This is a genomic window from Microbacterium pseudoresistens, from assembly GCF_013409745.1.
Lineage (GTDB): Bacteria > Actinomycetota > Actinomycetes > Actinomycetales > Microbacteriaceae > Microbacterium > Microbacterium pseudoresistens.
Genome location: NZ_JACCBH010000001.1, coordinates 1,587,459 through 1,611,676 on the forward strand (window position 1 = coordinate 1,587,459; position 24,218 = coordinate 1,611,676).

A 24,218-nucleotide genomic window follows, 5' to 3' on the forward strand; every position below is an offset into this window, starting at 1 on the left:
TATCTTGCATCTAAGGCGGGCATGAGGTTACCGTTGACGCGCGGGCGACGAATGCCCGACCGTGTGCCGCGTGTCGGCGTGCGTCCTTCCGAGGCGATCCGGAGGCTCCCGTGCCCGCAGATCCGCAGGCCGTCATCGAGGCGATCGGCGCCGCCCTGCCGGCCGACGCCGTCGTGACCGATCCCGCGTCGATGGATGCGTACCGCTGGGATCGCGCGCTCGACCCCGACGCGGGCGTGCCCCTGGTCGTCGTGCGGCCGCTGACCACCGGGCAGGTGCAGGACGTCGTGCGCATCGCCGCTCAGCACGGCGTGGCCATCGTGCCCCGCGGCGCGGGCTCGGGTCTGTCCGGCGGCAGCTCCGCGGTGCAGGGGGCGATCGTGCTCTCCCTTGATCGGATGCGCGAGATCCGCATCGACCCGGCCACCCGCATGGCCGTGGTGCAGCCTGGTGCCTTCAACGCCGAGGTCAAGCAGGCCGCGGCCGCCGAGGGCCTCTGGTACCCGCCCGACCCGTCGTCGTTCGAGTTCTGCTCGATCGGCGGCAACATCGCCACCAACGCCGGCGGTCTGTGCTGCGTCAAGTACGGCGTGACCACCGACTACGTGCTGGGACTGACGGTCGTGCTCGCCGACGGCCGCGCCGTCACCCTGGGCGGGCCGCGCCTGAAAGACGTCGCCGGACTCTCGCTGGCCAAGCTGTTCGTCGGCAGCGAGGGCACGCTGGGCATCATCACCGAGGCCGTGCTCAAGCTCATCCCGGCCCAGCGCCTGCCCGCGACCGTCGTCGCGACCTTCCCCACGCTCCAGGGCGCCACGGATGCCGTGCTCGCCATCTCGCGGAGCCTGCGCCCGTCGATGCTCGAGTTCATGGACCGCCCCACGATCAACGCGGTCGAAGACGAGACGCGCATGGGGCTGGACCGCGAGGCGGCGGCGATGCTCATCATCCAGTCGGACGAGCCCGCCGAGGCCGCACGCGAAGAGGTGGCCGAGGTGGAGCGCATCTGCGCCGAGCACGGCGCGAGCGAGTGCTACGCGACCGACGACCCCGACGAGAGCGAGGCGTTCGTCGTGGCCCGTCGCATCGCGATCCCCGCCGTCGAGAAGAAGGGCACCCTGCTGCTCGAAGACGTCGGCGTCCCGCTGCCGCGGCTGGGCGACCTCGTCGCCGGCATCGAGCGCATCTCGGCGGCACGGGAGGTGCCGATCGCCGTGGTCGCGCACGCGGGCGACGGCAACACGCATCCCCTCCTCGTCGTCGACCCGAACGACGCGGCGCAGAAGGAACGCGCCGACATCGCATACGGCGAGGTCATGGATCTCGCCATCGAGCTGGGCGGCACGATCACGGGCGAGCACGGGGTGGGAAGGCTCAAGCAGCCCTGGCTCTCGTCGTACCTCGGCGCCGACGAGTACGACCTCAACCTCCGGATCAAGGCCGCTCTCGATCCGCAGAACATCCTCAACCCCGGCGCCGTCTTCGGCGCCTCGACGGAAGCAGCCCGATGACCACAGCCGCATCCACGACGACCACCGACATCTCGTCGGTCGCGTACCTGTCCGCACCGGCCGTCTCGTACGCCAAGGCCGCCGAGATCGTCGCGGCCGGCATCCGCATCGCCGACGCGGCGGGAGTGCGCGCCGTGATCACCGTCGCCGACCCCGCCATGGCCATGGTCGCCTTCGGGCGCGCCGACGGCGCCACCCCGCACAGCGCCGAGACGAGCCGCCGCAAGGCGCAGACGTCGGCATCGACGCGCAAGCCCACCGCGGCCCTGCCCGCCGAGCTGGCGGTCGCCCTCGAGCACGGCACGGGCGGATTGCTCACTAGCATCAAGGGGGGAGTCCCGCTCGTCTTCGACGGCGTCCACGTGGGCGGCGTCGGCGTGGCCGGAGGACGACCCGATCAGGATGCCGAGATCGCCGCGGAGCTGCTGCGCGAGATCGGCGCGAACACGGAGGTAGCACGATGAGCACGCAGCGCACGGAGCGGGCCGGTCTGCAGGTGGCCGACGAACTCGTCGCATTCGTCGAGAACGAGGCGCTGACCGGCACCGGCATCGACGCCGACACGTTCTGGGCGGGGGCGGCCGCGATCATCGGAGACCTGGCCCCGGTCAACCGCGAGCTGCTGGCCGAGCGCGACCGCATCCAGAAGAGCATCGACGCGTACCACGAGGCGCACCCGGGTCGCCCGGATGCGGCCGACTACCGCCGCCACCTCGAAGAGATCGGCTACCTGCTGCCCGCCCCGGCATCGGTGCAGGTCACCACCGATCGTGTCGACCCCGAGATCGCCACGATCGCCGGCCCGCAGCTGGTGGTGCCGCTGCTGAACGCGCGCTTCGCGATCAACGCCGCCAACGCGCGCTGGGGTTCGCTCTACGACGCGCTGTACGGCACCGACGCCATCTCGGAAGACGGTGAGCTGGCCCGAGGCAAGGGCTTCAACCCGGCCCGTGGCGCCGCGGTGATCGCGTACGGCCGCGAGCTGCTCGACGACATCGCGCCGTTGCAGGAGGGATCGCACGCCGAGTCGACCGGGTACACCGTCGTCGACGGCGCGCTGCGCGTGGCGCGCGGCGACAAGCCCGCCACCGGGCTCGCCGACCCGTCGGCCTTCGCCGGGTACACGGGCGACGCAGCCGCTCCCGACGCCGTGCTGCTCGTGCACCACGGCCTGCACGTCGAGATCGTCATCGACCGCGAGAGCACGATCGGCGCCACGGATGCGGCGGGCGTCTCCGACCTCGTCATCGAGTCCGCCGTCACCACGATCATGGACCTCGAGGACTCGGTCGCCGCCGTCGACGCCGAGGACAAGGTGCTCGGCTACCGCAACTGGCGCGCGCTCATGCGCGGCGAGCTGAGCGCCGAGGTGAGCAAGGGCGAGTCGCGTTTCACGCGGCGCATGAACCCCGACCGCACGTACACGACGCCCGACGGGGGCACGCTCACGCTGCCCGGCCGCGCGCTGCTGCTCGTGCGCAACGTCGGTCACCTCATGACGACGGATGCCGTGCTCGACGCCGAGGGTCGCGAGGTGCCCGAGGGCATCCTCGACGCGCTCGTGACGATGCTCGGCTCGCTCGCCGACCTCTCCGGCGACACCGCGGGAGGCAACTCGCGCGCGGGGTCGATCTACGTCGTCAAGCCCAAGATGCACGGACCCGCCGAGGTCGCCTTCGCGGCCGAGCTGTTCAGCCGTGTGGAGGCGCTGCTGGGCCTCGCCCCCGCGACCGTCAAACTCGGGATCATGGATGAGGAGCGCCGCACCACGGTGAACCTCGCCGCCTGCATCGACGCCGCGCGCGACCGCGTCGCCTTCATCAACACCGGCTTCCTCGACCGCACGGGCGACGAACTGCACACCTCGATGCGCGCCGGCGTCATGGTTCCCAAGGGGGCCATGAAGGAGCAGCCGTGGCTCGCCGCGTACGAGCGCAACAACGTCGACGTCGGCACGGCCGCGGGCCTGCGCGGCCGCGGCCAGATCGGCAAGGGCATGTGGGCGATGCCCGACCGGATGCGCGAGATGCTCGACTCCAAGGCCGCGCACCTGCGTGCCGGAGCCAGCACCGCCTGGGTGCCCTCGCCCACGGCGGCGACGTTGCACGCCCTGCACTACCACGAGGTCGACAGTGCGGCGGTGGGCGCGGAGCTCGCCACGCGCGACCCGCAGACGGTGGATGCGATCCTCGAGATCCCCCTCGCCGACGACCCGCTCTCGGACGAGGTGGTGCGCACCGAGCTCGACAACAACGTGCAGTCGATTCTCGGCTACGTGGTGCGCTGGATCGATCAGGGCGTGGGCTGCTCGAAGGTGCCAGACATCCACGGCGTTGCGCTCATGGAAGACCGCGCGACGTTGCGCATCTCGGCTCAGCTGCTGGCCAACTGGCTCGCGCATGGGGTGATCGATGAGGCGGCGATCGATGACAGCCTGCGCCGCCTGGCGCCGGTCGTGGACGAGCAGAACGCGGGCGACCCGAACTACGAGGCGCTCATCGGGCCCGACGGTCCCGGTCTCGCGTTCGACGCTGCACGACTGCTGATCGTAGAGGGCGCCGAGCAGCCCAGCGGCTACACAGAGCCGCTGCTGCACCGCCTCCGCCGCGAGAAGAAGGCCGAGCTGGCCGCCCGCGTCGAGGCATAGCCCGCCCGCGCGTTCGGGAGGAGTTCTCAGGTTCGGGAGGATGTCTCGTGGCGGATGCTCCGCCGCATCCAGAGATCTCCTCCCGAACGAGAGGATGGCTCAACCGCTGCCGTCTGATGGGGTTGGACGGGTACGCCAGCAGTGTCAAGTACCAGGCGACGGGTGAGGTTTCACAGATCACCCGTGCCGGTACGGTGTGGTCGGCCATGACGTTCACTTACAACTCGGGTACGCGCGAACTCCACACGATGGAGGAGACGACGCGTCGCAACGGGAATCAGTTCACGCAGGAGGCGTTGCGCACGTACGACCGCAACCCGGCAGGGATCATCACGCAGATCACTTCGGCGGGCGCGAATCATGCGACCGACGTGCAGTGCTTCCGATATGACGGGTTTCAGCATTTGACGGCGGCGTGGACGCCGGCTGGTTCGTGCGCGGGTGAGCCGTCGGGGTCGTTGTCGGGTCCGGCGCCGTACGCGGTGATGTACGAGGTGGATCCGGTGACGGGGAATCGGGTGAGTGAGCAGCGTCGGACGAGGTCGGCGGATGCCTGGGATGTCACCGACTATGCCTATCCCGCGGGTGGGGCGCCGCGTCCGCATGCACCGGTGTCGGTGTCGCAGACCGAGGGTTCGGTGTCGACGTCGTCGGTGTTCGAGTACGACGCGGCTGGGGGAATGGTCTCGCGGGCGGGGCAGGAGATCGCTTTCGACATGTCGGGGCGGATCTCGTCTGTGCAAGACGGGTCGGGCTCGGAGGAGAGCATCTATACCGCGGACGGGCAGTTGTTGCTGCGGTTTGGCGGGTCGGATGGGGCGTCGTTGTTCCTGGGTGACACGCTGGTGCGTGAGACGACGGGGACGCTGCAGGCGAAATGGGCGGTGCGAACATATCAGGCCGCGGGTGTCACGGTCGCGCAGCGAACGAGTGGCGCGCAACCCGGGGTGTATTGGTTGATGCCGGATCCGGTGGGCACGGTCGGGTTGCAGATCGATGTCAGCACGGGTGTGGTGACGCGGCGGTGGACCGATCCGTTCGGGAACAGCCGTGGTGATGCGGTGGCGTGGCCGAGCCCGTTGGGGTTCTTGAATGCTCCGGAGTCTGCGGTCGGGTTGACGCAGCTGGGTGCGCGTGCGTATGACAGCGTGTTGGGGGTGTTCGTCAGTGTTGATCCGTTGTTGGATACGTCGGAGCCTCGGCATGCGAATGCGTATGGCTATGCGATGCATTCTCCGGTGTCCTATTCGGATGCTGACGGGCTGCGCCCGATCATCCAGCCTCCGCCCGGTGGGGGGAGCCCGTATTCCCCGGCGCCGAGGCCGGCGCCTTCGAGCCCGGGTGGGCATTGGAATCCGTCACCGCCGTCGGCCGGCAATGACCCCGCGGGCGATACCGGGTCAGTGGGGCCTGCTCAGGAGCAGTTCTGGAACCCGATGTCGTGGAGTGATGACACCTGGCGGGGCATCGGCGCAGTCGCCAGTGGTATCGCCGTCAGTGTGGGGATTGGGCTTGCGGCTGTGGGAGGTGGTGCGTGCGTCCTCGTCACCGCGGGGGTCTGCGCGGTCGTCATTGCCGGTGTCGCCGGCGCGGCCGGCGCGGTCGTTACCTACAACCTGGCGACCGATCCGGACGAGAGGACGGCAGAAGGGCTGCTCTCCACGGCCGCTCTCGGCGCTGCCGCTGGAGCCGCGGGGGGAGTTGCCGGTACCCTGATCTCCAAAGCACTCAGCGGCACCGCGGCCGTTGCAAGTAGCGTTCGTTACGGTCCGATAAAGCCAGGGCCGCTAGATGAGGCGGTCGCGAACACCTTTAGGAGTGGAAGTTACACAGGAGTCATTGCAGACAAGCCGACGACTCTGTATCGCGTCTTCAGCGGCAACAAGGAACTCGGCAGTTACTGGACTAGGACGAAGCCGTCAGGGCCAGTCCAGTCGATTGTGGACAGTGCGCTCGATCCGGCATGGGGCAATCAAGCAGTGAGTTGGGTGAAGGTCCGAGTACCCGCAGGAACCACTTTCTACGAGGGCGCGGCGGCTTCCCAAGGCGGTCTTGTTGGTGGCGGCAATCAGGTATTCGTCCCTCGGGTCGATCCGTCTTGGGTGGTGGGCCGCGGTGGCTTCTAACTATCAGAACCCCGAAGGATGGGACGAGATCCAGAGCTTCGCATCCCCAAGCGAATACCAGCGATTCTTGCTTTGGATCCAATCTGCAATCGACGAGGAGGCGCTTACAGAAATCCCCGTTCAACGCCGCTACGGCCCCTCTGAGATGTTTGACGAGCGATGGTTTGCGGCGCCGTCTGGGCAGCGCTGGCGTTTGGTTGCCCCAGAGCCTCCGTTCCTAGGCGTCTTCCTGATGCTCGAATCTGCTGTGGGAAATGATGACATCGTGACCTGACCTACGGCATGGGGGTCTGAGCCTCGGCATGCGAACGCGTATGGCTATGCGATGCATTCTCCGGTGTCCTATTCGGATGCTGATGGGCTGCGCCCGATCATCCAGCCCCCGCCCGGTGGGGGGAACCCGTATACCCCGGCGCCGCGGCCGGCTCCGGCGTACCAGCCCCCGGCGCCGGGCGGGCATTGGCGGCCAACTCCTCCAGCTGCTGGTAATGAGCCTTCCAGCGATATCAGTGCTGTGGCTCTGCTCGGGGACTGGAACTCGCGCCGTGTCGCACTGCTGAGCTTCACACTTTATCGTCAATACATCAACTCCGAAGATAATCGGAGAATTAGTAGAGTCTCGGATCGTTGGTACAAGACGTTTGATGGCGCTGTGGAAGCGGGAATAAAATATAAGGCACGAGGTGAACTCGATATTGAGCACCTTCTTCAAGCTGTTGTACTATCGGGGATATATGAAGCTGGCACCACGTTAAATATGAACTTTAAGACCGGAGGCAAGTGGGATGCGAAAGTGCCCATTAAGGCGCTGTCGGGACTCGGGAACAGAGACTACATGTACCCTGCTCAGTCCGATGGCGCGTCGATTCGATCTGATGTGTTCGGTAATGTGATTTTCGGAGCAATGACCGCTCGATATCACCTAGAGTTGGATACTGCCCAGCTTGCTGGCAACATGGGCACTCCTGAGGCAGGTATTGGCAACGATCCAGTCGATGATATTGCGATTGCGATTGCGATTGCGATTGGGTTTGAACTATTCGAGAAGTACTCGACAAAATTCACGTTTCGTCAGTACTATGAAACAATTCTGGCGCACTGTTATGAAATAGAATGCAAATGAAGAGGCGAACTCTGTTTTGGCTGTCGATTGCGTTGGCGCCAATACTGCTCGTGGCACTGGCGTTCGGGGCGCTACTGATCCATCAGCGAATTTTGCATGATGAATGGGATAATCCCCCAGAGAGTCAGTTGACCTTCCCATACAAATGGTTCCAAGTGGTTGGGCCCGATGAGAATTTCCTCTCCGAGAATCCGTACATAAAACTGAACGAAGATGGAAGCGGGTTCGTGCAGAAGGTCTATCTCGGTGAGATTGATGAGGATCACGGTGTGCGGCCATGCGTCGTCGCTGAGGGAGACCCGTACACGGGCACTGTGACGTGGGAGTTCGACGAGAATCGTGCGTTCCGCATCCACCATGGCAATGATTCCGCAGTATTCACGCCGAAGGGCGGCGGGACGATGCAACGCGCTAATTGGACTTGGATCATCGAGCTTTTCTGCGACGGCAACCACGTGAACTTCAATAACTGACCGCCGCTCTGATGGACGCCCTCGTACTCGAACACTCCGGAGATATTGCATGCGAGTGAGAACCGCAAGTGTTGTCGTTACCGCGATTGGTATCGGTATTTTGATATGGGTGGTCATCTATGTTGTAGGGTACGTGCTCATTCGCGAGATCTTTGTTGGCAGCAGGCATCCTGCTGATCAGTTCGAGTTCCCAATGAGCTGGAAGCAGTCGATTCAGCCGGGTGATGAGAACAGAGGAGAGTCAACGATTGACCTCCATGGCGATGGCACGGGAATAGTCGCGCGAGTTCTGTTCGGAGATGAAGTGCGTATCAATGGTGGCCTCTCGTGCGCGGGCGGTGAGAAGGACTCCTATTCTGGGCGTGTCACCTGGTCGATCTCCGCAGATAATTCACTGGAGCTTGAACAGAATAATGGCTCCGCTGTGTTCGTTCCGGATGCCTGCAAATTCGCTGGTGTCGACTGGCACGACATGCGCGAACTGTTCTGTGACGGATCGATGTTGTACTACTCGTCAAACGCTGGCGCTGACCACTGACCGTTCCGGTATGACAGGTTTCAGTATTTGACGGCGCCGTGGACGCCGACCAGTTCGTGCGCGGTGAGCCGTCGGGTCCGGCGCGGTATGCGGTGATGCCCGAGGTTGCCCACCTCGATGGGAGGTGCCCCGACACGCCCTGCGAATGCGCGCAAAGGGCTATCTGGGGCGCACGAGCGCGAAAGCCGCGCCCCGGCACGCCACCTGCCTCAGCGGTAGTTGACGAACTGGAGGTCGATGTCGAGGTCGGCGCCCTTGAGCAGAGCGATCACGGCTTGCAGGTCGTCGCGGCTCTTGGACTGCACGCGCAGCTCGTCGCCCTGGATCTGGCTCTTGACGCCCTTGGGCCCCTCGTCGCGGATGATCTTGCCGATCTTCTTCGCGTTCTCCGACGAGATGCCGTCCTTCATGGTCGAGACGATGCGGTACTCCTTGCCGCTGGCCACCGGGTCGCCCGACTCCAGGCTCTTCAGCGAGATGCCGCGCTTGATGAGCTTCGTCTGGAACACGTCGAGCACCGCCTTGGCGCGCTCCTCGGCGTTCGCGGTGATGACGATCTGCTCGCCGCTCCACGCGATCGAGGCGCCGGTGCCGCGGAAGTCATAGCGCTGCTCGACCTCCTTGCGGGCCTGGTTCAGGGCGTTGTCGGCCTCCTGATGCTCGACCTTGCTGACGATGTCGAAAGAGCTGTCTGCCATGCGCACAGTGTAACCGGGCGCCCGCGCGTCGCCTCGAGAGCAGGCGAGCCGGGGGCGTATTCTCGGCCGCATGGCACGGATCGCCGGTCGCAAGACGGCCCTGACATGGGTCGCCGGTGTGTTCTGCGCCGGGGTGATCGCCCTTCTCGGCTATCTGGCGATCCCGATGCTCCCCGTGATCGGCGACTACGTCGCCGGGATGGTGCGCTCGCTGATCGGATGATGATCGCGATCGCGTAACTTCGCCGAAATCTTCGGCACGCCTCTAAGCAGAGCCGACGTCACGGCGATACTCTTCACCCGTCATACCGTGCAGACCACCGATGCGAGGAGCTCCCATGAGTGACCACGAGGCACCCCGGACCCCGTCCGACAAGAACGTCGACGGCGTGGTCGACAGCGCCAATGAGGCGCTCGCCGACGCCGATCGGGCCGCGAAGGATGCGGCATCCGACGGCTCTTCCATCGTCGAGGAGTCGGAGGTCATCGAGACGACGAACGTCGAGACACCGAAGGTCGAAGACCCGGATGCGGCGGCATTCGCCGAGGCGGAGAGCGCGTTCCCCGGCACGTTCGGCACATCGTCGGCCGCCGCCGCGCCCGCGTCCGAGTCGATCGCCGCCGATGCGTACACTCCTCCGCCCGCATCGGATGCCGACACGCGCATCTTCGCCCCGGAGCCGGCAGCCGAGCCGACCGTCACCGGAGCCGCCGCTCCCGGCCCCATCTTCGTGCAGGCGCCCGAGCCGCCCCGCGACCGCGGCAACCGCGGCACAGTGGCCGGCATCGGCATCCTCGCTGCCCTCTGCTTCGCCGTGCTGTACCTCGGGACGGCGCTGGGCATCGGCGCGCTTGCGGGCAACGTCGAGGGCGACACCTTCGTCGACTCCGTGCTCGAAGCGCTCACGAGCTGGCAGCTCTGGGTGCCGACCGCCGTCTTCTTTATCGCCTTCTGGCTGCTGGGTGCGATCATCAACCGCGGCCGGTGGGGATTCTGGGTGGTCTTCGGCATCCTCGTCGGCGTCGCCTCGTACGGCGGGCACCTGCTCGGTCAACTGTTCGCCGCTCCGTTCTGGAACATCTCCTCGGCGCAGGCGGGCGAGCTGGTCAACGTCAATCTGTTGGCACCGTTGGCGATCGCCGCGTTCATCTTCGGCCGCGAGCTGACCATCTGGTTCGGCGCGTGGGCGGCCCGCAGCGGCGCGCGCAAGACGGTGCGCAACGCCGAAGCGCAGCGCGAGTACGAACGGCTCCTCGAGGCGGGGCCGAAGCTCTCGGCGTGATCCCGCACGCGACGCGGATGCCCTCGCTTTCGCATCGCATATAAATTCGCACCGCATATAAAGAAGAACGGCAAGCGAACAGGAATCGACACGGACGACAACGAGCAGAACCCCCGCGATCCGGCCCCCTCGGGCGGATCGACGGGGGTTTCGCCCGTCGTGGCCTGGGCGATGGCGACCGTCGTCTTCTTCGCCCTCGCCGTTCTGGGGCTCGGCGCGCTGACGCTTGCGACGGCACAGGATCTCATCGACGAGCCCGGGCTCGGTGCTCTCCCCGGCGCGCTGGCGATGATCGTCGCACTGGCCGTGTTCAGCATCGGGCTCGCCGTCGTGCTCCGCGCGCCGCGACCGCGGTTCGTCTCGAGCGTGTTCCTCGCCTTCAGTGCGGCACTGGCGCACCTCGTCGCCCTCTGGCTCGGCGCGTTGATCGCCGGGGCGGGGCCCGCCGCCGCGACGGCCATCGTCGGCCGGTTCGTGCTGGGTGGGGCAAGTGCGCTCATCACGGTCGCCGCACTCCTGGCCGCCTTCGGGGGCATCGCCGCCCGCCGGTCGCGGTCGGGCACGCCACGCTGGCCGTGGGAGGGCGACGGCGTGCCCTGACCCGCCGCTGACGGCGGGTGAGCATGGTGCGGCGTACGCTGGAATCGTGCAGCGCTCACTGGAGACGCAGGTCGACCAGGCCGTCGAGGCCTGGTTACGCTGGGTGCCGCGCTGGCAGCCGGCGACGCACCGCGGCCGGGTGGCGCCGTGCCGGCGCTGTCTGGGCTCGCCCATCCTGTCGGCGGCGGGCATCGGCTCGAACGTGCCGCACGGTGTGCAGCACGGACTGTCCACCCGCGTCAAGACGATCGTGGATCACGCCGTCGCCGACTACACCGCCCGCAACCTGCCGATGCTGCAGAGTGAGCTCGATCAGCAGGCCGCCCGCAACCGGTCGCGCGGATACCGGCCGGCCGAAGACCTCGCCCCCGAGTTCGAGGGAATGCCACTGGACCCGGATCCGTTGCCGGGCGCGCCCTTCCTGTTCACCCTCGCCGGGCTGGCCGACGAAGAGGCCGCGGAACTGCCACCCCTGCCGCCGCTGAGCGACGACGCCAAGGCGGCGCTGCGGCGCGAGGTCGGCTTGGCCGATGAATACGCGAACATGGTCGGTCGCGAGATCTGCGGGATGCTGCTGCGTCATCGGCTGCGCGTGCAGGAGGCGATCGCGCACTACGTGGAACCTCAGATCGAAGCGATGCTCGCCGAACTCACCGAAGCGCTCGACTCGCCCTTCGAGTCCGACGGGCTCTGAGCTCGACGAGCCTGAGACTCGACGGTCCCGAGATTCACTTCTTGGCGTCGAGTGTGCCGATGGCCGTGCCCTCGGCGTCGAACACCTGCAGAGTCGTGTCCGCGACGGTCGCGGTATCGATGTGCTCCAGCCATGTGTCGATGTCGGGGCATCCCTTCTGGGTGCCCACCGAGATGGTGAAATCGAGCGCGTCGCCGTTCTGCGCGTACGTGCCGTTGAAGGCGTTGCAGCCGTCGTTCGCAGCGAACGTGCCGTCGTCGTAGATCGAGAGTTTCGGCTCTCCGGTCTGCGTGCTCTGCCATGCGGAGACGAGCGTGGGAGCGCTGGACGGCGCCTCTGACGGCTCCGGCACTTCGGTGGGGGTCGAGGCTCCTCCGGCGGTGGATGCGCACCCTGCGAGGAGCAGCATTCCTGAGGCGAAGAGAACTGTGGATGCGGTCGTCTTGATGCGCATGAGGATCACCCTCTCGAAAACTCTGACTCCCCAAACACTATCCTCATGGGTTACTGTGAAGAGGCTGTGTCTCTTCTAGGGAGACTCAGTGAAGTTGGGGGGAACTACCCTGCCTCGCTCAAATCGTGTCCGATAACCAGAGGGATCCAAGGTGAAGAAATCATTCCGTAGAGCAGGACAGGTCGCCGCTGTCGGCGTCGCTGCTGCACTCGCCGGCGGAGGGCTGATCGTCACTCCCGCATTCGCGAGCGACGTCCAGACCGAGACGGCGCCGGTGCTCGGCGATCAGTACGACGCCTTTGCGACGTCGCTGCTGACCGAGCACGCCGACGTCGTCAACGGCGTGGGCTTCAACGGATCCGACATCGTCGTGTCCGTGACCGATGACGAGAAGGCGGCCGCGGCCAAGGAGCTGCTCGCCGAGTACTCGAACATCGTCATCAAGAACCGCGGCTACGTCCAGGCTCAGACGACGGATGACGTCGTCGGTGGCGCCGGGCTCATCAACGAGAACGCCAGTGCGGTCTGCTCGTTCGGATTCAGCGGTTGGTCGCCGAGCGGCGACCCCATCATCCTCAGCGCCGGTCACTGCGGTGAGGTGGGCGACGTCGTGACGCGCTCGCTGCCCAGCGACGACGACGCTCCGTACTTCCCCGGCGAGGAGCCCACGTACACCGTGACCCGCTTCGGCGACGTCGGCTCGTTCGAGTTCTCGCAGTGGGGCGGCCCCGGTGGAAGCGCCGGATCGGCCGGCGACCTGACCTCGACCGACATCTCCGCGATCTCGGTCGACAACTCCGCCCTCAACCTGCTGCCGAAGGTCACCGACTGGAGCAGCTGGGAGAGCGAGGACCTCTCGACTTCCGGCACCGCGATCACCTCTGTGGGCACGGTCGCTGTCGGCGACTCGATCTTCCGCTCCGGTCGCTCGACCGGCAAGCAGGAGGGCTCGGTCACCGAGATCCAGTCGTACGTCAACGTGTGTGAAGACGTCACGACCGACCCGCCGACCAACTGCCACGTCGTCTACGGCTTCTGGACCGACGCGGTCAGCCGCGGCGGCGACTCCGGCGGTTCGTTCGTCAAGGGCAACGCCGCGGTCGGCGTGCTCTCGGGCGGCAACGGCACCGAGTCGTTCGCGACCGACCTGTCCAACGCCCTCGTCCAGGCCGACGGCTACACCGTCATGCTCGACCTGGCCGAGCCGGCCGTGACCTCCCCCGCTTCGGGTTCGACCGTTGCACCGGGTGCCACCATCTCCGGCACGGGCCCCGCGGGCCTCACGCTGACCGGGTTCGGCAGCGACATCGTCATCGGCGATGACGGCAACTGGACCGCCACGGCTCCGAGCGAGCCCGGCACCCACGACTTCACCCTCCAGGTGAAGGACGCGGGCTACAACAAGTCCGACACCGTGCCGTACTCGATCAAGGTCGAAGCCGCTGCCATCGCCTCGCCGGTGATCACCTCGCCGGCCGAGGGATCCGAGGTCACCGGCCCGCAGGTCACCATCTCGGGCACCGGCGCCGCAGGCGCCACGATCGAGCTGACCGGTGACGTCACCGGCACCACCACGGTCGCCGACGGCGGCACCTGGTCGATCATCGGCGACGCCGAGTACGGCGCTGCCGAGGTCACCGCGACCCAGACGCTGGGCGCCGACGTGCAGACGACGAACGTCAGCTTCACGGTCGTCCAGGCCGCGCTGGCCGCTCCGGTCATCACCAGCCCGGCCAACGGCGCTGAGCTGACCACGTCGCCGTCTGCGATCACCGGCACCGGTGTCGCCGGCGCCGAGGTCGAGGTCAGCCTCGGCAACGGTTCCTCGGGTGACACGCTCCCGCCCGTGACGGTCGACGCCGAGGGCAACTGGGCTGTCGAGGTGAGCAACCAGCTCGCCGAGGGCACCTACACGATCGGCGCCTCGCAGTCGCTGAACGGTGAGACGAGCGCGGTGGTCTCCTCGACCTTCACGATCGTCGCCGCCACCACCCCGACCCCGACCCCGACGGACGACCCCAACGGTCAGCTCCCCGGTACGGGTGCCGACGGTGGAGCGCTGCTCGGCACGGGCATCGTCGGTGGGGCACTCGTGCTCATCGCCGGCTCGGTCCTGCTGATCGCGCGCATGCGCCGCAACGCCGCCGCGGAGTAATCCCCGGCAGCACGCACTGACGGAAAGCGCGTCCCCGCACCGGGGGCGCGCTTTCCGCGTGTTCGCGGCGTGTCGTCCTGCCGCATTTGACCGGCGAGGTTAGGCCGGATTACCATGGACGGGAACACGTGCGCTCCGGCGTGCGCGAAAGGGCGCCGACACTCGTCGGATCCGCCCCCACGGCATACCCACCAACACAGCACACCCATTCCGGTGTGCCGGCGGGTCATGATGTGAAATCCATCACGCTGTCACCGTGCAGCACTATGAGGAGAGAACGTGCCAACCATTCAGCAGTTGGTTCGCAAGGGTCGCTCGCCCAAGGTCACCAAGACCAAGGCACCCGCCCTGAAGTCGAACCCCCAGCAGGCCGGCGTGTGCACCCGCGTGTACACGACCACCCCGAAGAAGCCGAACTCGGCGATGCGCAAGGTCGCCCGTGTGAAGCTGCGCAACGGCACCGAGGTCACCGCCTACATCCCCGGCGAGGGCCACAACCTGCAGGAGCACTCGCTCGTGCTGGTCCGCGGCGGTCGTGTGAAGGACCTCCCCGGTGTGCGCTACAAGATCGTCCGCGGTGCCCTGGACACCCAGGCCGTCAAGAACCGTAAGCAGGCTCGTTCCCGCTACGGCGCCAAGAAGGGTTGAGTTAGATGCCTCGTAAGGGTCCCGCCCCCAAGCGCCCCGTCGTCAACGACCCGGTCTACGGCGCACCGATCGTCACCTCGCTGGTGAACAAGATCCTCGTCGACGGCAAGAAGTCGCTCGCCGAGTCGATCGTCTACGGCGCCCTCGCCGGTGTCAACGCCAAGAACGGCGAGGATGCTGTCGCCACGCTGAAGAAGGCGCTCGACAACGTGCGCCCCACGCTCGAGGTCCGCAGCCGCCGCGTCGGCGGCTCGACCTACCAGGTTCCGGTCGAGGTCAAGCCGCACCGCGCGAACACCCTCGCCTTGCGCTGGCTCGTCAGCTACGCGAAGAGCCGTCGTGAGAAGACCATGACCGAGCGTCTCCAGAACGAGATCCTGGACGCCTCGAACGGTCTGGGTGCCGCGGTCAAGCGCCGCGAGGACACCCACAAGATGGCCGAGTCGAACCGCGCGTTCGCTCACTACCGCTGGTAAGACACCTCACCGCGTCTCGTCACGCTGAATATCGCCCGCTCACCGACCCCGTCCGGCCGGTGAGCGGGCGCAGCGAGACGGAACGCCACTGATCGCAATCTTCGAGATAAGGAAGAGTCCCGTGGCACAAGACGTGCTCACCGACCTGAGCAAGGTCCGCAACATCGGCATCATGGCGCACATCGATGCCGGTAAGACCACCACGACCGAGCGCATCCTGTTCTATACGGGTGTGAACCACAAGCTCGGCGAGACCCACGACGGTGCGTCGACCACCGACTGGATGGAGCAGGAGAAGGAGCGCGGCATCACGATCACTTCTGCCGCCGTGACCTGCTTCTGGAACGGCAACCAGATTAACATCATCGACACCCCCGGCCACGTGGACTTCACCGTCGAGGTGGAGCGTTCGCTCCGCGTCCTCGACGGTGCCGTCGCCGTCTTCGACGGCAAGGAGGGCGTCGAGCCCCAGTCCGAGACCGTGTGGCGTCAGGCCGACAAGTACGGCGTTCCGCGCATCTGCTTCGTCAACAAGATGGACAAGCTCGGCGCCGACTTCTACTACACCGTCGACACGATCATCAACCGCCTGGGCGCCAAGCCGCTCGTGCTCCAGCTGCCGATCGGCGCCGAGAACGACTTCATCGGCGTCGTGGACCTCATCGAGATGCGCGCGCTGGTGTGGCCTGGCGACTCCAAGGGCGATGTCACCATGGGTGCGTCGTACGAGATCCAGGACATCCCGGCCGACCTCAGGGACAAGGCCGAGCAGTACCGTCAGCAGCTGCTCGAGACGGTCGCCGAGACCGACGAGGAGCTTCTGGAGAAGTTCTTCGGCGGCGAGGAGCTCACGGTCGCCGAGATCAAGGGCGCGATCCGCAAGCTCGTGATCGCCGACGAGATCTATCCGGTGCTGTGCGGTTCGGCGTTCAAGAACCGCGGCGTGCAGCCGATGCTCGACGCGGTCGTCGACTTCCTCCCCAACCCCCTCGACGTCGGCGCCATCGAAGCGCACGACCCGAAGGACGAGGAGAAGGTCATCGAGCGTCACCCCGACGCGAACGATCCGTTCTCGGCGCTGGCCTTCAAGGTCGCCGTGCACCCGTTCTTCGGTCGTCTGACCTACGTGCGCGTGTACTCCGGTCACCTCGACTCCGGTTCGGCCGTCGTCAACTCGACCAAGGGCAAGAAGGAGCGCATCGGGAAGATCTTCCAGATGCACGCCAACAAGGAGAACCCGGTCGACTCGCTCACCGCGGGCAACATCTACGCCGTCATCGGCCTGAAGGACACCACCACCGGTGACACCCTCGCCGACCCGGCGAACCCCGTCGTGCTCGAGTCGATGACGTTCCCCGAGCCCGTCATCGAGGTCGCCATCGAGCCGAAGACGAAGGCCGACCAGGAGAAGCTGGGCACGGCGATCCAGAAGCTCGCCGAAGAGGACCCGACCTTCCGCACCGAGCTCAACCCCGAGACCGGTCAGACGACCATCAAGGGAATGGGCGAGCTGCACCTCGACATCCTCGTCGACCGCATGAAGCGCGAGTTCCGCGTGGAGGCGAACGTCGGAAAGCCCCAGGTGGCCTACCGCGAGACGATCAAGAAGGCCGTCGAGAAGCACGACTACACCCACAAGAAGCAGACGGGTGGATCGGGTCAGTTCGCGAAGATCCAGTTCAACATCGAGCCTCTCGAGGTCACGGCCGACACGACGTACGAGTTCGTCAACGCCGTCACCGGCGGCCGTGTGCCGCGCGAGTACATCCCCTCGGTGGACCACGGCTTCCAGGATGCGATGAACGTCGGCATCCTGGCCGGTTACCCGATGGTGGGCGTCAAGGCGACGCTCGTCGACGGTGCCGCGCACGACGTCGACTCCTCGGAGATGGCGTTCAAGATCGCCGGCTCCATGGGCTTCAAGGAGGCCGCTCGTCGTGCGAACCCGGTGCTCCTCGAGCCGCTCATGGCGGTCGAGGTGCGTACGCCGGAGGAGTACATGGGCGACGTCATCGGCGACCTGAACTCGCGTCGCGGCCAGATCCAGTCGATGGAAGACGCCCAGGGCGTCAAGGTCGTGCGCGCATCGGTGCCGCTGTCGGAGATGTTCGGCTACATCGGCGACCTGCGCTCGAAGACCTCGGGCCGTGCGGTCTACTCGATGGAGTTCGACAGCTACGCGGAGGTCCCGAAGGCCGTGGCCGACGAGATCGTCCAGAAGACCAAGGGCGAGTAACGCTCTGACGCCGGATCGGGCTCACGGGTCCGATCCGGCGGACACACAACTTCATATCGCGTCTCAAGTAAACTGAGAAACATCATCCCGTAGAGATCCGGCCGCAAACCGGCGTCCGGCCGCTCTACATGACGTCCTGAGGAGGACCCAGTGGCTAAGGCCAAGTTCGAGCGGACCAAGCCGCACGTGAACATCGGAACGATCGGTCACGTCGACCACGGCAAGACCACGCTCACCGCAGCGATCTCGAAGACGCTCGCCGACAAGTTCCCGTCGGACGTGAACGTCCAGCGCGACTTCGACACGATCGACTCCGCTCCCGAGGAGCGCCAGCGCGGTATCACGATCAACATCTCGCACGTCGAGTACGAGACCCCCAAGCGTCACTACGCTCACGTCGACGCCCCGGGTCACGCCGACTACATCAAGAACATGATCACCGGTGCCGCCCAGATGGACGGCGCGATCCTCGTGGTCGCCGCGACCGACGGCATGATGGCCCAGACGAAGGAGCACATCCTCCTCGCCAAGCAGGTCGGCGTGCCGTACCTGCTCGTCGCGCTGAACAAGGCCGACATGGTCGACGACGAGGAGATCCTCGAGCTCGTCGAGATGGAGGTCCGCGAGGAGCTCTCCAAGCAGGGCTACCCGGGCGACGACGCTCCGGTCGTGCGCGTCTCGGGCCTGAAGGCTCTCGAGGGCGACGAGAAGTGGGTTCAGTCGGTCGTCGACCTCATGGACGCCGTCGACGAGAACATCCCCGACCCGGTGCGCGACAAGGACAAGCCGTTCCTGATGCCGATCGAGGACGTCTTCACGATCACCGGTCGTGGCACGGTCGTCACCGGTCGCGCCGAGCGCGGCACCCTGGCGATCAACTCCGAGGTCGAGATCGTCGGCATCCGCCCGACGCAGAAGACCACGGTCACGGGTATCGAGATGTTCCACAAGCAGCTCGACGAGGCCTGGGCCGGCGAGAACTGTGGTCTGCTGCTCCGCGGCCTCAAGCGCGAGGACGTCGAGCGCGGCCAGGTCGTCGTGAAGCCGGGTTCGATCACCCCGCACACGGACTTCGAGGGCACCGCCTACATCCTGAACAAGGACGAGGGTGGCCGTCACAACCCGTTCTACACGAACTACCGTCCGCAGTTCTACTTCCGCACCACCGACGTCACCGGCGTCATCTCGCTGCCCGAGGGCACCGAGATGGTCATGCCCGGCGACACCACCGACATGACGGTCGAGCTGATCCAGCCGATCGCCATGGAGGAGGGCCTCGGCTTCGCCATCCGTGAGGGTGGCCGCACCGTCGGCGCCGGAACGGTGACCAAGGTCATCAAGTAAGCGGTAGCACTGCTTCTCGCAGAGGGGTCGGGCCATGTGCCCGGCCCCTCTGTCGTACCCGGCGGGCTCGTGTGACGATTACTCTTCCGTCTTGGCGCGTTTGACGATAAAAAGGACTCAGGCCAGCAATCGTCTGGTGTGGGAGAGCGAAAGGGACGCCAATGGGTATCGAAGACCAGATCGGTGACGCCGTGAACAAGGGCAAGGAGTTCATCGAGTCGAACAAGGAGAAGCTGGGCGACGCTCTGCACAGCGAGCAGGCCGAAGGCATCAGCGACAAGATCCTCGATGGAGTGGCCGACTTCGCGAAGAAGGTCGCCCCGGACGCCAGCGAGAAGATCGACGGAGTTCGCGACAACATCGACAAGCAGATCGGCAACGAGTGAGCTGACGCTCACCACCGACCAAGGGCGGCGCTCCTCCGGGGGAGCCGCCCTTCTGCGTCGGCGCGCCTCGCATCCGTGTGTTCCGTGTCCTTCAGGTGCCCGCGTTCGCCCCTTGTTCGTCGCCTGCGGGCGGATCGGGGCACCCGAGCCGGGAGATCATGGGGTCCACCCCGCTGCGCGCAGCGTCGCTCGCACTCGCCGAAGGGCCTCCGCAGGCTCGCGGTACAGACGCGCGCGCGTGATCCGCACGATCCGCCAGCCCGCCTCCCCGTACCGTTGGTACTTGTCGATGTCCCGGTTCCACCGGTCTCGGTGCACCCGGTGGTAGTCGCCCTCGTACTCCACGGCGACCCTGAACCGGGGGTAGGCCAGTTCACTGCAGCCCAGGAACGCACCGCGCCGGTCGCTGACGTCCACGTCGAGCGCGGGTTGGGGCAGGTCTGTGTCGCGGGTGAGCAGCAGCCGGAGGTGCGTCTCGGGGCGCGAGGCGGACCCCACGCGAATGAGCGGATGCGCTGTGCGCAACGCGGCGCTGCCGCGGCGCCGCCCCGCGGTCATCGCCGCGCGCAGCTCGTCGTGGTCGGCAAGCGGCGGTCGAAGCCGACGGCCACCAGGCCCCGGGATACGGGGATGGCGCACGATGGCATCGCCGAGCGCGACGAGATCGTCGAGGTCGAGCCGGTCGCCCATCGAGGCCCAGAGGGATGCCGGCGCGATCACCGGCATCCCGTCGGCGATCCGCACCGGCGCCAGGGCGGGGAGGAGGCGTTGGCCGCGGATGCGCCGCCCGCGCGGTGCGTTGCGGGGAGCCCATGTCGCGACCTCGAGCATCAGGGCGTGCGGCAAGTCGTCGACGCCCGAGAGCCGCGGGAAGGCCGCACGGGGCAGCGGGATGCCGAGGATGGCGGCCGCGGTCGAGCCGACGAAGAAGAACCCGGCAGGGGCTCGAAGGGCGTAGGCCGCGGCGAGACGCGAGACGAGCTGTGCCGTGTCGTCGACGAGCGGATCGTCGTCTCCGGGCACCGTCGGCTGCATCCGCACCCCGGGGAACGGGGCGAGCAGTTCGGGGCGCCGCAGGCGTTTGGCCGTGACACCCGCGCGTTGTGCGTCGGCGATGGTGAACGCCGAACCGAGGGACGGGGGGAGCGGAGCTCTGCGCATCCGAAGAGCATTGCGCGCGGAGCGTGCGTGCCGGGGCGCCCGCGCAGAACCCGGGGAGAACCCGCACGATGCGATGGCATGGGGAGGAGAACTCGGGTGCCCCGAATGGCCCGGAATCCCGCCCGACAGGGCGATGCGGGGCACCTGAGGGCGGAGGCGCGGGAGCGCGACACGCCCGGGTTTGCAGAACGTGAATCGGGCATGGCAGAATAGACAAGTTCCACATTCCGCAGCCGTTTCGGCGTGCCGCGGATCACTGTCACGGCAGTGCACAGACGGCGCGACCGCGCAGGGTTCTGGGCCGCGGGCAGCAGAACACACAACCGACACCTCCTCACCGGGGCCCCGCCATGCGCGGGGGTCGGCATCCGGACGCCGCAAGGCACCGGGCTGACAGCAGAACAGTGGTGCAGAGGTTCTTCCACGGAAGGGCCATGCGCGTGGCGTGAAGAGCGCCGAAGTGCGTCCAATGCCCCCGCGCCCACCTGGCGCGGGTCGGTAAGACGCTGTGAAGAGAGTGAGCCAGACAAATGGCGGGACAGAAGATCCGCATTCGCCTGAAGTCGTACGACCACGAGGTCATCGACACCTCGGCACGCAAGATCGTCGACACCGTGACCCGTGCGGGCGCGACCGTCGTCGGCCCCGTGCCGCTTCCGACCGAGAAGAACGTCGTGTGCGTCATCCGGTCGCCCCACAAGTACAAGGACAGCCGCGAGCACTTCGAGATGCGCACGCACAAGCGTCTGATCGACATCGTCGACCCGACGCCCAAGGCCGTCGACTCGCTGATGCGTCTCGACCTGCCGGCTGACGTCAACATCGAGATCAAGCTGTAAGGGGTCTCGACATGGCTGACATCAACGCAAAGATTTCCAAGGGCATGCTGGGCACCAAGCTCGGCATGACCCAGGTGTGGAACGAGGACGGCAAGCTCGTCCCCGTCACCGTCATCGAGCTGGCGCCCAACGTGGTCACCCAGGTCCGTACCCCCGAGAAGGACGGCTACAACGCCGTGCAGATCGCTTACGGCCAGATCGACCCGCGCAAGGTCACCAAGCCCCTCACCGCCCACTTCGAGGCCGCCGGCGTCACGCCGCGCCGTCACGTCACCGAGGTCCGCACCGCGGATGCTGCTGACTACTCACTCGGTCAGGAGATCACGGTGGACGGCACCTTCGAGTCGGGCCAGCTGGTCGACGTCGTCGGCACCAGCAAGGGCAAGGGCACCGCCGGTGTCATGAAGCGCCACAACTTCAAGGGCGTCTCCGCCTCGCACGGTGCGCACCGCAACCACCGCAAGCCCGGTTCGATCGGCGCCTCGTCGACCCCGAGCCGCGTCTTCAAGGGCATGCGCATGGCCGGCCGTATGGGTGGCGAGCGCGTGACCGTCCTCAACCTCACGGTGCACGCCGTCGACGCCGAGAAGGGTCTGCTGCTCGTCAAGGGCGCCGTCCCCGGTGCGCGCGGCCGCATCGTCTACGTCCGCAACGCTGTGAAGGGGGCCTAGTCCATGGCTGACTCGACTCTCGCGCTCGACGTGCGCAGCGCCGCAGGCAAGAAGGCCGGCTCCGTGGAGCTGCCCGCCTCGGTGTTCGACGTCAAGACGAACATCCCGCTCATCCACCAGGTCGTCGTGGCGCAGCTCGCTGCGGCGCGCCAGGGAACGCACTCGACCAAGCGTCGCGGTGAGGTCTCCGGTGCCGGCCGCAAGCCCTTCAAGCAGAAGGGCACGGGTAACGCCCGTCAGGGCTCGATCCGCGCGCCGCACATGACCGGCGGTGGCATCGTCCACGGCCCCAAGCCCCGCGACTACTCGCAGCGCACCCCCAAGAAGATGATCGCCGCCGCCCTCGCGGGCGCGCTGAGCGACCGTTTCCGCGGTGAGCGCCTGCACGTCGTGGAGTCCTTCGGCATCGACGGAACCCCGTCGACCAAGGCCGCCGCGGCGTACCTCGCCGAGGTCGCCCCCTCGAAGAACGTCCTCATCGTCACCGAGCGCGACGACGAGCTGACGGTCAAGAGCGTGCGCAACCTGCCTTACGTGCACGTGCTCAGCTTCGACCAGCTCAACGCCTACGACGTGATCGTCTCCGACGACATCGTCTTCACCAAGGCCGCCTTCGACGCGTTCGTCGCGGCGAAGTCCGGCGCGACCGAGGAGGCCTCCGCATGAGCGCCCAGGACAACGTGCTCGCCACGGCGAACAACAAGGACCCGCGCGACATCATCCTCAAGCCTGTCGTCTCGGAGAAGAGCTACGGACTGATCGACGAGGGCAAGTACACGTTCCTCGTCGACCCGCGCGCCTCCAAGACCGAGATCAAGCTCGCCATCGAGAAGATCTTCGACGTCAAGGTCGCCGGGGTCAACACGATCAACCGCGTCGGCAAGGCCCGTCGCACCCGCTTCGGCACCGGTAAGCGCAAGGACACCAAGCGCGCCATCGTCACCCTGAAGTCGGGCACCATCGACATCTTCACGGCAGTGAACTGACCGGGGGATAAGGACAGAACATGGCTATTCGCAAGTACAAGCCCACGACCCCGGGTCGCCGCGGTTCGTCGGTGGCCGACTTCGCCGAGATCACCCGATCCACGCCGGAGAAGTCGCTGCTGCGCCCGCTGAGCAAGACCGGTGGCCGCAACAACCAGGGCCGCATCACGACCCGTCACATCGGTGGTGGCCACAAGCGCCAGTACCGCGTCATCGACTTCCGTCGCAATGACAAGGACGGCGTCAACGCCAAGGTCGCCCACATCGAGTACGACCCCAACCGCACCGCACGCATCGCGCTGCTGCACTACTTCGACGGCGAGAAGCGCTACATCCTCGCCCCGAACAAGCTGAAGCAGGGCGACGTCGTCGAGAACGGCGCGTCGGCCGACATCAAGCCGGGCAACAACCTGCCGCTGCGCAACATCCCCACCGGTACGGTGATCCACGCGATCGAGCTCCGTCCCGGCGGCGGCGCGAAGCTGGCCCGTTCGGCGGGCGCCTCGGTGCGTCTCGTCGCCAAGGACGGTCCCTACGCCCAGCTGCGTCTGCCCTCGGGCGAGATCCGCAACGTGGATGCGCGCTGCCGCGCCACGATCGGCGAGGTCGGCAACGCCGAGCAGTCGAACATCAACTGGGGAAAGGCCGGCCGCAAGCGCTGGAAGGGCGTGCGCCCGACCGTCCGCGGTGTCGCGATGAACCCGGTCGACCACCCGCACGGTGGTGGTGAGGGCAAGACCTCCGGTGGTCGTCACCCCGTCACTCCGTGGGGCCAGGCCGAAGGTCGCACCCGTCACGCCAACAAGGAAAGCGACAAGTACATCGTTCGTCGCCGTACCGCCGGCAAGAAGCGCAAGTAGGAGTAGAGGAAGATGCCACGTAGTCTCAAGAAGGGCCCCTTCGTCGACGAGCACCTGCTTCGCAAGGTGGTCGGGCAGAACGAAGCCGGCAGCAAGAACGTCATCAAGACCTGGTCGCGCCGTTCGATGATCATCCCGGCCATGCTGGGTCACACCATCGCCGTGCACGACGGTCGCAAGCACATCCCCGTGTTCGTGACCGAGTCCATGGTCGGACACAAGCTGGGCGAGTTCGCGCCCACCCGCACCTTCCGCGGCCACGAGAAGGACGACAAGAAGGGCCGTCGCCGCTGACGCGGCGACGCACAG

General features: G+C 66.6%; 27 protein-coding genes. 24 read left to right on the plus strand and 3 right to left on the minus strand.

The window, feature by feature from the left end; all coding sequences use genetic code 11:
- The first annotated feature begins 110 nt into the window (after positions 1-110).
- The 8 genes from BKA02_RS07855 (at position 111) to BKA02_RS07890 (ending at position 8,418) form a co-directional block, all read left to right on the plus strand.
- On the plus strand, positions 111-1,511 hold the full coding sequence (locus BKA02_RS07855; protein ID WP_343045374.1) for an FAD-binding oxidoreductase: 1,401 nt from the start codon (positions 111-113) through the stop codon (positions 1,509-1,511).
- On the plus strand, positions 1,508-1,975 hold the full coding sequence (locus BKA02_RS07860) for a GlcG/HbpS family heme-binding protein (RefSeq protein ID WP_179432872.1): 468 nt from the start codon (positions 1,508-1,510) through the stop codon (positions 1,973-1,975). Before BKA02_RS07855 ends, BKA02_RS07860 begins: the two co-directional genes overlap by 4 nt.
- The gene (locus tag BKA02_RS07865; RefSeq protein ID WP_179432874.1) at positions 1,972-4,158 is read left to right on the plus strand and encodes a malate synthase G; all 2,187 of its coding nucleotides are present in this window, start codon (positions 1,972-1,974) and stop codon (positions 4,156-4,158) included. The genes BKA02_RS07860 and BKA02_RS07865 overlap by 4 nt, the downstream gene beginning before the upstream one ends.
- A 47-nt stretch (positions 4,159-4,205) precedes the next feature.
- Positions 4,206-6,284, plus strand: coding sequence for an RHS repeat-associated core domain-containing protein (locus BKA02_RS14565; RefSeq protein WP_179432876.1), 2,079 nt, complete (start codon positions 4,206-4,208; stop codon positions 6,282-6,284).
- Positions 6,274-6,558 (plus strand): hypothetical protein, encoded by a 285-nt coding sequence (locus BKA02_RS07875; protein ID WP_179432878.1) that lies wholly within the window; start codon positions 6,274-6,276, stop codon positions 6,556-6,558. The genes BKA02_RS14565 and BKA02_RS07875 overlap by 11 nt, the downstream gene beginning before the upstream one ends.
- 240 nt (positions 6,559-6,798) lie before the next feature.
- The gene (locus BKA02_RS07880; RefSeq protein ID WP_179432880.1) at positions 6,799-7,407 is read left to right on the plus strand and encodes a polymorphic toxin type 44 domain-containing protein; all 609 of its coding nucleotides are present in this window, start codon (positions 6,799-6,801) and stop codon (positions 7,405-7,407) included.
- On the plus strand, positions 7,404-7,880 hold the full coding sequence (locus BKA02_RS07885) for a hypothetical protein (RefSeq protein WP_179432882.1): 477 nt from the start codon (positions 7,404-7,406) through the stop codon (positions 7,878-7,880). The genes BKA02_RS07880 and BKA02_RS07885 overlap by 4 nt, the downstream gene beginning before the upstream one ends.
- Before the next feature lie 49 nt (positions 7,881-7,929).
- Complete coding sequence (locus tag BKA02_RS07890; protein WP_179432883.1) at positions 7,930-8,418, plus strand: hypothetical protein; 489 nt, start codon at positions 7,930-7,932, stop codon at positions 8,416-8,418.
- A gap of 209 nt (positions 8,419-8,627) precedes the next feature.
- On the opposite strand, the gene BKA02_RS07895 is transcribed toward BKA02_RS07890, so the two are convergent.
- Positions 8,628-9,116, minus strand: coding sequence for a YajQ family cyclic di-GMP-binding protein (locus BKA02_RS07895; protein WP_179432885.1), 489 nt, complete (start codon positions 9,114-9,116; stop codon positions 8,628-8,630).
- 70 nt (positions 9,117-9,186) lie between these two features.
- Between BKA02_RS07895 and BKA02_RS07900 the strand changes: the two genes are divergently transcribed.
- From BKA02_RS07900 to BKA02_RS07915, 4 genes are all read left to right on the plus strand, one after another.
- Positions 9,187-9,339 carry a hypothetical protein gene (locus BKA02_RS07900; protein WP_179432887.1) on the plus strand — a complete coding sequence of 51 codons (153 nt, stop codon included), beginning with the start codon at positions 9,187-9,189 and terminating at the stop codon, positions 9,337-9,339.
- A 115-nt stretch (positions 9,340-9,454) separates the two neighbouring features.
- The gene (locus tag BKA02_RS07905) at positions 9,455-10,399 is read left to right on the plus strand and encodes an ABC transporter (protein WP_179432888.1); all 945 of its coding nucleotides are present in this window, start codon (positions 9,455-9,457) and stop codon (positions 10,397-10,399) included.
- A gap of 171 nt (positions 10,400-10,570) precedes the next feature.
- Entirely contained in the window at positions 10,571-10,999 is a 429-nt protein-coding gene (locus BKA02_RS07910) for a hypothetical protein (RefSeq protein ID WP_179432890.1), read from the plus strand.
- Positions 11,000-11,045: 46 nt separating this feature from the next.
- Positions 11,046-11,693 carry a spermidine/putrescine ABC transporter substrate-binding protein gene (locus BKA02_RS07915; protein ID WP_179432892.1) on the plus strand — a complete coding sequence of 216 codons (648 nt, stop codon included), beginning with the start codon at positions 11,046-11,048 and terminating at the stop codon, positions 11,691-11,693.
- Positions 11,694-11,727: 34 nt separating this feature from the next.
- Here the strand turns inward: BKA02_RS07915 and BKA02_RS07920 are convergent, their stop codons facing one another.
- On the minus strand, positions 11,728-12,147 hold the full coding sequence (locus tag BKA02_RS07920) for an META domain-containing protein (RefSeq protein ID WP_179432894.1): 420 nt from the start codon (positions 12,145-12,147) through the stop codon (positions 11,728-11,730).
- A gap of 151 nt (positions 12,148-12,298) precedes the next feature.
- Here BKA02_RS07920 and BKA02_RS07925 point away from each other — a divergent pair, with 151 nt between their 5' ends.
- The 6 genes from BKA02_RS07925 to BKA02_RS07950 all read left to right on the plus strand — a co-directional run bounded on the left by BKA02_RS07925 (position 12,299) and on the right by BKA02_RS07950 (position 19,392).
- Positions 12,299-14,302 (plus strand): S1 family peptidase, encoded by a 2,004-nt coding sequence (locus BKA02_RS07925; RefSeq protein WP_179432896.1) that lies wholly within the window; start codon positions 12,299-12,301, stop codon positions 14,300-14,302.
- A 279-nt stretch (positions 14,303-14,581) separates the two neighbouring features.
- Entirely contained in the window at positions 14,582-14,950 is a 369-nt protein-coding gene (gene rpsL / locus BKA02_RS07930; RefSeq protein WP_017201609.1) for a 30S ribosomal protein S12, read from the plus strand.
- Between the two features lie 5 nt (positions 14,951-14,955).
- Complete coding sequence (rpsG, locus tag BKA02_RS07935; RefSeq protein WP_179432898.1) at positions 14,956-15,426, plus strand: 30S ribosomal protein S7; 471 nt, start codon at positions 14,956-14,958, stop codon at positions 15,424-15,426.
- 121 nt (positions 15,427-15,547) lie between these two features.
- On the plus strand, positions 15,548-17,662 hold the full coding sequence (gene fusA, locus BKA02_RS07940) for an elongation factor G (RefSeq protein ID WP_179432900.1): 2,115 nt from the start codon (positions 15,548-15,550) through the stop codon (positions 17,660-17,662).
- 150 nt (positions 17,663-17,812) lie between these two features.
- A complete protein-coding gene (gene tuf / locus BKA02_RS07945; RefSeq protein ID WP_179432902.1) occupies positions 17,813-19,006 on the plus strand; it encodes an elongation factor Tu in 1,194 nt (397 codons plus the stop codon).
- A gap of 161 nt (positions 19,007-19,167) precedes the next feature.
- On the plus strand, positions 19,168-19,392 hold the full coding sequence (locus BKA02_RS07950; RefSeq protein ID WP_179432904.1) for a hypothetical protein: 225 nt from the start codon (positions 19,168-19,170) through the stop codon (positions 19,390-19,392).
- 156 nt (positions 19,393-19,548) lie between these two features.
- Here the strand turns inward: BKA02_RS07950 and BKA02_RS07955 are convergent, their stop codons facing one another.
- Complete coding sequence (locus tag BKA02_RS07955) at positions 19,549-20,553, minus strand: hypothetical protein (RefSeq protein ID WP_179432906.1); 1,005 nt, start codon at positions 20,551-20,553, stop codon at positions 19,549-19,551.
- A 530-nt stretch (positions 20,554-21,083) separates the two neighbouring features.
- Here BKA02_RS07955 and rpsJ point away from each other — a divergent pair.
- The 6 genes from rpsJ to rpsS are packed head-to-tail and all read left to right on the plus strand — an operon-like array spanning position 21,084 to position 24,203.
- Positions 21,084-21,392, plus strand: coding sequence for a 30S ribosomal protein S10 (gene rpsJ, locus BKA02_RS07960; protein ID WP_017201594.1), 309 nt, complete (start codon positions 21,084-21,086; stop codon positions 21,390-21,392).
- Positions 21,393-21,403: 11 nt separating this feature from the next.
- A complete protein-coding gene (gene rplC / locus BKA02_RS07965; RefSeq protein ID WP_179432908.1) occupies positions 21,404-22,063 on the plus strand; it encodes a 50S ribosomal protein L3 in 660 nt (219 codons plus the stop codon).
- A gap of 3 nt (positions 22,064-22,066) precedes the next feature.
- Positions 22,067-22,729 carry a 50S ribosomal protein L4 gene (rplD, locus tag BKA02_RS07970; protein WP_179432910.1) on the plus strand — a complete coding sequence of 221 codons (663 nt, stop codon included), beginning with the start codon at positions 22,067-22,069 and terminating at the stop codon, positions 22,727-22,729.
- Positions 22,726-23,049, plus strand: coding sequence for a 50S ribosomal protein L23 (gene rplW / locus BKA02_RS07975; RefSeq protein ID WP_179432912.1), 324 nt, complete (start codon positions 22,726-22,728; stop codon positions 23,047-23,049). Before rplD ends, rplW begins: the two co-directional genes overlap by 4 nt.
- A gap of 20 nt (positions 23,050-23,069) precedes the next feature.
- Positions 23,070-23,909, plus strand: a complete 840-nt coding sequence (gene rplB / locus BKA02_RS07980) for a 50S ribosomal protein L2 (RefSeq protein ID WP_179432914.1) — start codon at positions 23,070-23,072, stop codon at positions 23,907-23,909.
- Positions 23,910-23,921: 12 nt separating this feature from the next.
- Positions 23,922-24,203, plus strand: a complete 282-nt coding sequence (rpsS, locus tag BKA02_RS07985) for a 30S ribosomal protein S19 (protein WP_179432916.1) — start codon at positions 23,922-23,924, stop codon at positions 24,201-24,203.
- The last annotated feature ends 15 nt before the right edge of the window (positions 24,204-24,218 follow it).